Here is an 8,250-nt window from a genome sequence, read left to right as displayed (position 1 = left end):
GGACGAACCACGCCCATCTCTCCCGCCGCCAACCGGAGTTCATGCCCACCCAGCCCGAACTAAACGATCACGTTCGGAAAGCGGATGGCGTCTTAGACGTCAGCGGTCCGTAGCCGGTGTCGTCGGGCACATAACTGGTCTTGACCGTGCGGTTGAGGGCGTTGGTTTCGGTGACCGGGCGCCCCAGCTTGTCGAACGTAGAGCTGGAAACCTGCTGGTAGACGGGAGACTTGTCCGCCACTTCGTAGCTGGCTACTCGGTAGGTGGCGGTGATGTCACCCCTGGTGGGCGCCGCGCCGACCGCCTTGCCGTCGTAGGCCGTGGTGATGTCGGAGACGACGTCGGCGGGGACCGACGGGATGGTCGCGCACGGCACCGAGTAGGTCTCGGTGCGCGAGACCTTGTTCACCAGCCATGCGGAGGTGTTGCGGGCGTAGCTGGTCCGCACGCACGACTCGTCACCGGTCTTAGCGGCGTCACCGCTGTCCTCAACGGTGATCGGCATGCCGTACGTGGTGTCGTACGTGGTCTTCTGCTTGACCGTGCGGGTGCCGGTGGAGATCTTGGTGCGGGTGGTTGTCTCACCAGCCTGGACGATCCACGCCTCGGTCGTACCCCAGCTGTACGTATGACCTCCGGTCTTGTGAGACCAGGGGGTGTTGATGGTGCCGCTGAGTTCCTCGGTGCCGTTGTATGCGATGGTCTCGCGGACGAAGCCGGCGTACTGGCGGGAGTCGTCGATGGCGGTGCCGGTGGAGTCGGTGACCTTCGCCACGCGGGCCGTGCCGTCGAGTTCCTTCTCCCCGTTCAGGCCGCGCATGAAGAGCGTCGACTTCTTGGAGCGCGGGCCCTCCGAGTTACCGAAAGTCGTCACGACCTTGCCGTAGCCGCGCCACTGCGACCAGGTGCGGTTGGACGGCTTGGTCAGGCCCTCATCGTCTGAGTAGGCCCAACCGGCGCCGCCCTGGTAGTCGTAGTAGGTCTCACCGGTGTCACTGTGGCCGTAGGGGTCGTCCTGGAGGACGGAAGTGACCACGTACTTGTGGAACCAGTCGGTGACCGGGGTGGTCCCGGACTGGGACCACTTCACGGGGAAGCAGCGCCGTGTGTTCTTGTCGACCGCCGAGGGCATGCTGCTGCCCCAGATGCATTCGGGGTCGGAGTAGTTGACGGTGAGGGTTGAGCCGGTCTCGGACTTGATGGTGCGCAGGCGCCACTTGATGTAGCGCAGGTTGTCCTGGCCGCTGCCTTCGACGTGGTTCGGCATCTGGATGCCGCCGAAGACGACGGGCGGCATTTCGGCCGTGGTGGTGTTGGCCTTGCCTGTGTTCTGGATGGACTTGAGCCACAGGCTCGGCGAGGAGGCATCGCCGGTGTCGGGGAAGTCGTGGGACAGATGCCAGGTGTCGACGTCCCGCCGAGTGGTGCCCGTGCCGGTCCACACCGAGGTGGTGATGTCGATGAGGCGCTGGCGGGTGAAGAAGGCGGGGCCGACCTGGGTGGTGCACTTGGTGTCGGCCGCACAGATCATGTCGTACGGCACGTCGGGCCAGTTGGCTTTGGTGTCCTTGGTAAGGCTGGAGCAGCCGTTGGCGACGACGCAGCGCTGGCCGTAGATGAAGCGGACCTGCTGGGCAGCGGGCTTGGAGTAGATCAGGTCGCTGCGCAGACCGTAGTCGATGCGGTTGAGGTAGCCGCCGCGGGTGTAGGCGGTGCCGTTGACCGTGGTGTCGGCGTTCTTGGAGTAGTAGTTGGTCTCCTTGCTGTACCAGTAGGTGCTGGCGTTGTCGTGGGTGTCCACGACGTAGTCGAGGTTCCAGCGCCACGCCTGGTTGCAGGAGGAGTCGGCGAAGCCAGTGGACTTGTGGCACGGCTCGCCGGAGTCGTCACCGAAGACAGGGACAGCCCAGGTGGAGTAGGTGGACGGGTCGTCGTCGGCGGTGTCGGAGGTGCCCTTATCGCTCCAGCCGGGCATCCGGTGCTTGCCGAAGTAGTACTGGATGCCGGAAGCGTCGGTCACCTTCCAGTACTCACCGTTGTTATCGCCGTTGCCGCTGGCTCCGGTGAGGTGCTCGACGCGCGTGCCGTCCTCGTTCTTCACCTTCCACGAGCCGCCGGATGCCTCGGACAGCGCAGCGGTGTCACAGGCCGACTTGTCGGCGCAGGCGTTGACCAGCTCGACGGCCTTGCCGTTGAGGACCAGGGTGGCGTTGGCGTACTTCCAGCACAGGTCGCCCTTGCCGGACTGGCCGTCGTCCTTGCAGGAGCTGTACTTGCGCTCGATGTAGGACTCAGTGATCGAGAAACCTTCACCAATCACCGAGGTCTGGTTGTTCTCCCCGGCCGTACGACCGTCCACGGATGCGGAGTTATAGGAGATGGACAGGTCCGGCGCCGGACCGGCCGTGGCCGGGGGGACTCGCAGGGGGTAGTTCCAGGTGAAGTCACCCGTGCTGCCGCCGGCCTCCCAGGTCGCCGTCGGGGACAGCGGAGTGGCGCTGTAGTCGCCCCCGCCGCCCGAGCTGTCGGCCGCGGCGGCCAGCAGCATCGGCGTGCCGGCTTTGAGGCTGCGGGCGGTCACAGTGCCGGTCAGGGTCTGGGACTGGGCATCGTTGTCCGCGCCGGCCACGGGGGTCTGGGTGCGGCAGGACTTCTTATCCGGCGTGGTCAGCGCACACGCCGGGAGCTCCACGAGGCTCAGGCGGGGGCCGAAGTTTCCGCCGTAGACGTCGGAGAACGACGAGTAGTCCAGGGAGACCCGGAGCTTGTCGGTGTCCTCCGCTCCCTTCCTGGGTTCGGTTCGCGACGGGTCGACGGTGAGCAGGACGCCGTTGACACCCGCCTTCTTCGCTGCCGCCCGGGAATGGACGCGAAGCGCCACCTTCTCCGCCGGCCCCGTCGCCTTCCTCTTTGCCCTGGCCTTCGCGGACTTGGCTGCCGGTGCGACGGGCTCCTGCGCCAGCTCCATTCCGAGCCCGCCGACGGCGACAGTGGCCTCGGAGCTCGCCGTGACCTCGGCGGTTGCCTTCCCGGACTTCGGCCAGGCAGCTTCCTTCAACCTCTCGCGGGTCTTGCGGGACGCCGAGACGGACTTGTCCTTCGGAGCTTTCGATGTGCCGGGCCTGAGCACCCCCACCTTGTCGATCTTCGCCTCAGGCCGGTCCTCGAGCTTCTTGCGAGCAGCCACGGACTGGGCCTGCGCGGCGAAGTCGTATCCCGAGGGAACCACGACCTGGGGCAGCAGAGAGAGGGAGGCGACGACCGCGCCACGGCCAAGCCAGCGGCGTACGACCGCCCCTGGCAACCGCTTGCGGAAGGGTCTTGAGGACACGGTGACTTCCCGGTTCTAGGAAATGGAATAGGAATTGAGGCGCCTGGCAGCGGCCTCGGTGCCCAGATGCTTGATCTCGCGGCGCGTCCGCGCTGGGATGCGCGCCCGTTCGAGCACCGAAGCTGGGCGGGGGGTGAGGTAGGGCGGGGCTGCCCGCCCTACCTCACTTCCTACTGCTGCTCGGTGTTGCGCCGGTTGGCGATCATGTCGGTGGAGGTGGCTCCGGCCCAGACGCGCACGCTGTCGATCGTTCCGGGGAAGTAACGGGCAGCAACGCCGTTGATCTTCGCCCGGCCGATCTCGAACGCTCCGCTGCCCTGCCACGGAGCGGAGTACGGAACGCCGTCCTCGGCGCCCATCTGCGCGCTGTCTACATAGAGCTTGAGCGCGCCGAGCTGGGAGGTGTCGTCCGGGTCCACTGCGGCCTGTGCGTCGTAGACAACCGTCAGCATGACCGAGACGCCCAGTTGGGCCGTGGTGAATGCGGTGGACTCGTTTTCGGTCCAGGCCGCCCCAGTGCCGTCCTTGTCGGGTCGGCCGAACGTCCATCGCCCCTGCGTGCTGCCGGAGGGCTGCTCGTACCAGACACCCCAGGACGATTGGCTTGTCCCGGCCTGGCCGAACACCTGCACCGCGTAGGACTTGCTGATGTCGGCGAACTTGGCCGGGTCCAGCGTTACCCAGGCGGTCGCGGTGAACGAACCGGAGTCGTCAACGATCGGGCCGGTGGCACTGGCATACGCGCTGGTCCCGTTCAGGGACATCGTCTGCGTGGTCGTGACCTCTTCGCCGATCTCCGGATCACCCGTGGTGATTCGGGTGAGCGCGGCCCCGTTGAGGGTGAGGTTACGGCCGAAGCCGCTGGTGTCCTTGACCGTGGTGCCGGTCGCGTTGGCCATGTCCGTGGCGTCCCACTTGGCGACCAGCGCCGGGACCGGGTCGCCGGCGGTGCCGTCGCTGAGATCCTCGTCCTCCAGCCACGCCTCGTGGGCGACCTCGGTGTCCGCGAGCGCCCGGGACCAGACCTTCACCTCGTCGATGGTTCCAGCGAAGTTCTCTTTGCCTGCGGCGTCGTCCCACAACCGTCCGACCTGCAGACCACCGGACGCTTTCCAGGGTATGGCGGTGAACGGTACTGGCTTGCCCTGCGCAATGCCGTTGACGTAGAGCTGAAGGTTCTGCGCGGCGGCGTCGTAGACGCCCGCCAGGTGGGTCCATGCCTTCAGAACAGGCGGCTTGGTGCCGATCGACCGCACGATCGTCGGATTGGTGACGTCGGCCTGGTGGCGGTTGAAGATCCAGGCGTTGTAGGCGGTGGAGTAGTACAACTGGAATCCGGAGGCGTTCGTTCCCGCCTGCGAAAGAACGGTGTAGTTGACGTCCTTCTTCTCCAAGCGCGCCCAGGCTGAGACGGTGAACGACTTGGTGGTGTCCAGCACTGCGCCTGAAGTGGACAGGTACGCCGTCGTGCCATTGAACTTCGCCGCGGCGGAGCCGCTGCGGGCCAGGGTGTCCCAGGTGGCGCCCGAGGAGACGAGTGGATGCTGGGTGGCGGTGGTGGCGTCGGTGAGGGAGTTGTCCAGGTGCCAGATGCCGGAGGGCTTTTCTGCGCCCTTCACCAGGAAGCTGTAGTAGCCGGTGAGCGAGCTGTGGCCGGCGGCGTCGTAGCCCCAGACCTGGATGGTGTTCTCACCGGCCTGGTTCGGCGTGATCGTCTGGATGGTGGCCGCGCCCTTGGCGACGGGGATCGGCGGGGACATCGCGCCGCTGTTCAGCTTGAACTTGTAGGTGACCACATCCGACTGGATGCCGGCTGTGGTGGGGCTGGCATCTCCGGGGGTGAAGGTGAACCTGCCCGGCGTGCCCACGCCGCCCGCCGCGGGGTCGGTCTCAGCGGGCTTGTAGGTGCCGTCCGCGCTGCTCACCACCGGAGGAGGGGGCGAGTCGGTGTCGATCCGGAAATAGCACCAGGACGACCAGGACGAGTCCAGGACACCGGTAGAGCCCCGGTCCGTCTTGTAGTACGCCTGCGTCTTGACCCGCATCCGGTAGTCCGTCTGAGCCGGGAGCGTGCTGGACGTCGCGGTGCGGGGAGCGTTGTCAGCCACCCAGGCGCTGTCCGGTGAGGCGTCGGACCAGACGCGGCTGGATCCGTCCCCCTTCCACACCTCGAACGCGGCACGCAGCTGGGAGTTGGAGCCGTCGGCCGATTGCACCGTGGCGAGCATCTTCGGGGTGGTGTCGCTGGTGGCGAAGGACTGCGTCGAGGCGTTGCAGGCCCGCCCGGTGGTGCCCTGCTGAACCCCGTACGAAGTCGGCTTGGACGGGTAAGAAACGTATGTCACCGACAGCTTGGCGTCGTTGCGGAACCGTGCCCAGGCCGCCGCGTTCGACTCGTCGTGCGCCGCCAGGGAGAAGGTGATCTGCGACGCCTTCTTAGAGGCGTAGGACGCGAGGGTGGTGGTGAGGTTCTCGTTGCTCTCCTCCCCCACGTTGTCGCTGAAGCGCACCCAATTCGCTGGCTGCGGCGGAGTACACAAGCCTCCCCGGCCTAGGCCACATTCCGGTCACCCATCAGGTCCACCGCGTTGGGGCGGGACGACCAGGTGGTGCTGGAGGAGATGCCCTTGTCCACACGGCTCAGGTCGTACCAGCGCGGCTCACAGGTGAACGTCCACTCCTGGTACACCTCCATCGTCGCGTCCAGGACCTTCTTGCCGTGGATCGACGACAGCGGGTACTCGAAGTACATGCGCTGGGTGTACGGGCTGTTGGAGCACAGGTAACCGCCGTAGTTCGAGCAGCGACCCACTCCCTTGTCCCCGTCGAACTCCCAGTACTTGGTCCCGTTCGAAGCCAGAGCAGTCCAGTCACCCAGCGCTATGCCCTTGGTCGGCGGGTCGATGTAGAGCGGGAAGACGGTGTCCTCGCCGCGCAGTAGGTCCGGATCCGGCGTGATCTCCAGGCTCGTGTCCGTCACCTTGAGCGGCAGTTCGGCCGTCGCGTCACCGCTGCCAGGACCCTCTGAAGGTGAAGGTTCACCCTTGGCCTCGGGGAGAGGGGCCGTTCCCCTGGGCTCCGGTTCTTCCGCTGCCCTCGTGCCGGTTGCCGCTGCCGTGCGTGCGAGTTGCGTGCTGACCCCTGAGGTCACTTCGGCGGGTGTGCTGGCCGCGCTGTCGCCGGCTGAGTCCCACATTCGCCCGGCTGGACTCTCGAACACCGGAGTGCCGTCCTGGTCTCTGGCGACGAAGCCGCCATCGGCCGTAGGGGCGATGTCCAGGCCCTCGCCGGAGGCAGTCATCTTGATGCTGGCGAGCGCCGGGTTATCCGCGGCCTCCGCAGTTTTGACCACGAGGACCGAGGTGTAACCAGTGCTCAGAGCGGTCAATTGCAGATCGACGTCTCGAAAGACGTCAGGGTAGGTGGCCGTGGCACCCTTGAGTTCAGGCTCAGGGAGTGCGGTCGGCCAGCCGAGCTTCAGCGAGTGGCCCCCGTCCTCCAGCCTGACCAGGCCATCACCGTTGCCCCCGCCCGTGAAGGTGACAGCGGCCGTTGTGTTCTTTGCCCGGATCTCGCCGTCAACGTCGCGCACGAGAGTGGTGTCGATGGCGCCCCACGCACCGTCGTCCTTGCGCGCGCGGACCGGAGCCGCATTCATCTCCTGCGTGAAGGTGCCGTCCGGGTTGGCGAAGACCTGAGAGGACTCGGTCGTTGCCCCTTCCACGGCTACTCGCTCACCAGATTCGGCTGCGAGGGCACTTGCCACCGACTCCGCAGTCTTCCCAGCCCCAGCGGCGGCTTGGTCCTCCGCCACTGCGGCAGGAACGCTCGCCACTGCGACTCCTGGGAGCGCTCCCCCAAGTAGCGCCACGGCTAACGCCCCGGTGCCCGCCGCATTCCGCCAGCCGTGCCGCCGTCTTCGCGTGAACACGCCCGCCCCACCCGCCCCTTAATTTTTCCTTAACAACACACTGTGGCGATCATGTGACGATCCAGCTCGACGGTCAATGGTGTTGGAAGTCACATTAACGTGCACGGGCGTAACTTCTTGACCTTTGCGTCTCACCGCGGGGTGGGTGCAGGCGTCGAAGGTGAACTCTCCCAACCTTGCCTGTCCCTCCCACAGTTGGTGGCCGCAGACGTCGTGAGCTGGGCGTGGCGGGCCTCTGTATGGACACCGCTCCCACATGGTGGGTGCTCGCTGGAGAGCGACCCCGTACTCAACTCACTGGGTGCGTGCACACCACCCACGAAACCATCCAGCTTGGGATGGCGTCCGCTATGTGGTGTAGCCGATCAACGTGGGGGCGTACGCCCCGGGGCGTGTGTGGACAGGGATTCCGCTCCCTGCCCGGCAGGCGGGCCACCATGCAACTCTCCCTGGTGAACGGCCAGTTCAACCAGGAGGCGTATGATGGCCCTGTCCCAGCATGACTTACTTCGGCTGCTGGAGTCACTGCGTTCGGCGGACGGACTCGAACTCGTCCGGTCCGTGGCCGAGCGGATGCTGCAGGAGCTGATCGAGGCCGAGGCGACGTCGAGGATCGACGCGGAGTGGAACGAGCGCACCGAGACACGCACCGCGCTGCGCAACGGGCACCGCGACAAGACGCTCACTACGCAGGCCGGTGACCTGGACCTGGCCATACCCAAGCTGCGCTCGGGCAGCTTCTTCCCGAGCCTGCTGGAGCGTCGCCGCCGCATCGACCAGGCCCTGTTCGCCGTCATCATGGAGGCGTACGTTCACGGGGTGTCCACACGCTCGGTCGACGCCCTGGTCAAGGCGCTGGGAGCGAACAGCGGGATTTCCAAGAGCGAGGTATCAGAAGCCGTATTCCTATCGATCACGGGGGCGGTTCTGATCGAACAGGATCCCTTGACGGGTGATCTTGGCCGGTAGGTGCATGAAGGCAGGGCCT

Annotated in this window: 3 pseudogenes; 1 reads left to right on the top strand and 2 read right to left on the bottom strand. The window is 66.2% G+C overall.

The window, feature by feature from the left end:
• Positions 1-88: 88 nt before the first annotated feature.
• Both HDC93_RS37315 and HDC93_RS37310 read right to left on the bottom strand, forming a co-directional pair.
• Positions 89-2,386 (bottom strand): annotated as a pseudogene (locus HDC93_RS37315) (hypothetical protein); the annotation flags it as partial.
• Positions 2,387-3,501: 1,115 nt separating this feature from the next.
• A pseudogene (locus tag HDC93_RS37310) lies at positions 3,502-7,097 on the bottom strand (LamG domain-containing protein).
• A gap of 648 nt (positions 7,098-7,745) precedes the next feature.
• Here HDC93_RS37310 and HDC93_RS37305 point away from each other — a divergent pair.
• Positions 7,746-8,156 (top strand): annotated as a pseudogene (locus HDC93_RS37305) (transposase); the annotation flags it as partial.
• Positions 8,157-8,250: the final 94 nt, after the last annotated feature.

It is taken from the genome of Streptomyces sp. AK010 (assembly GCF_014207295.1).
Taxonomy (GTDB): Bacteria; Actinomycetota; Actinomycetes; order Streptomycetales; family Streptomycetaceae; genus Streptomyces; species Streptomyces massasporeus.
The sequence above is the reverse complement of the archived record's forward strand: the minus strand, read 5'-3'. Positions and strand labels throughout refer to the sequence as shown.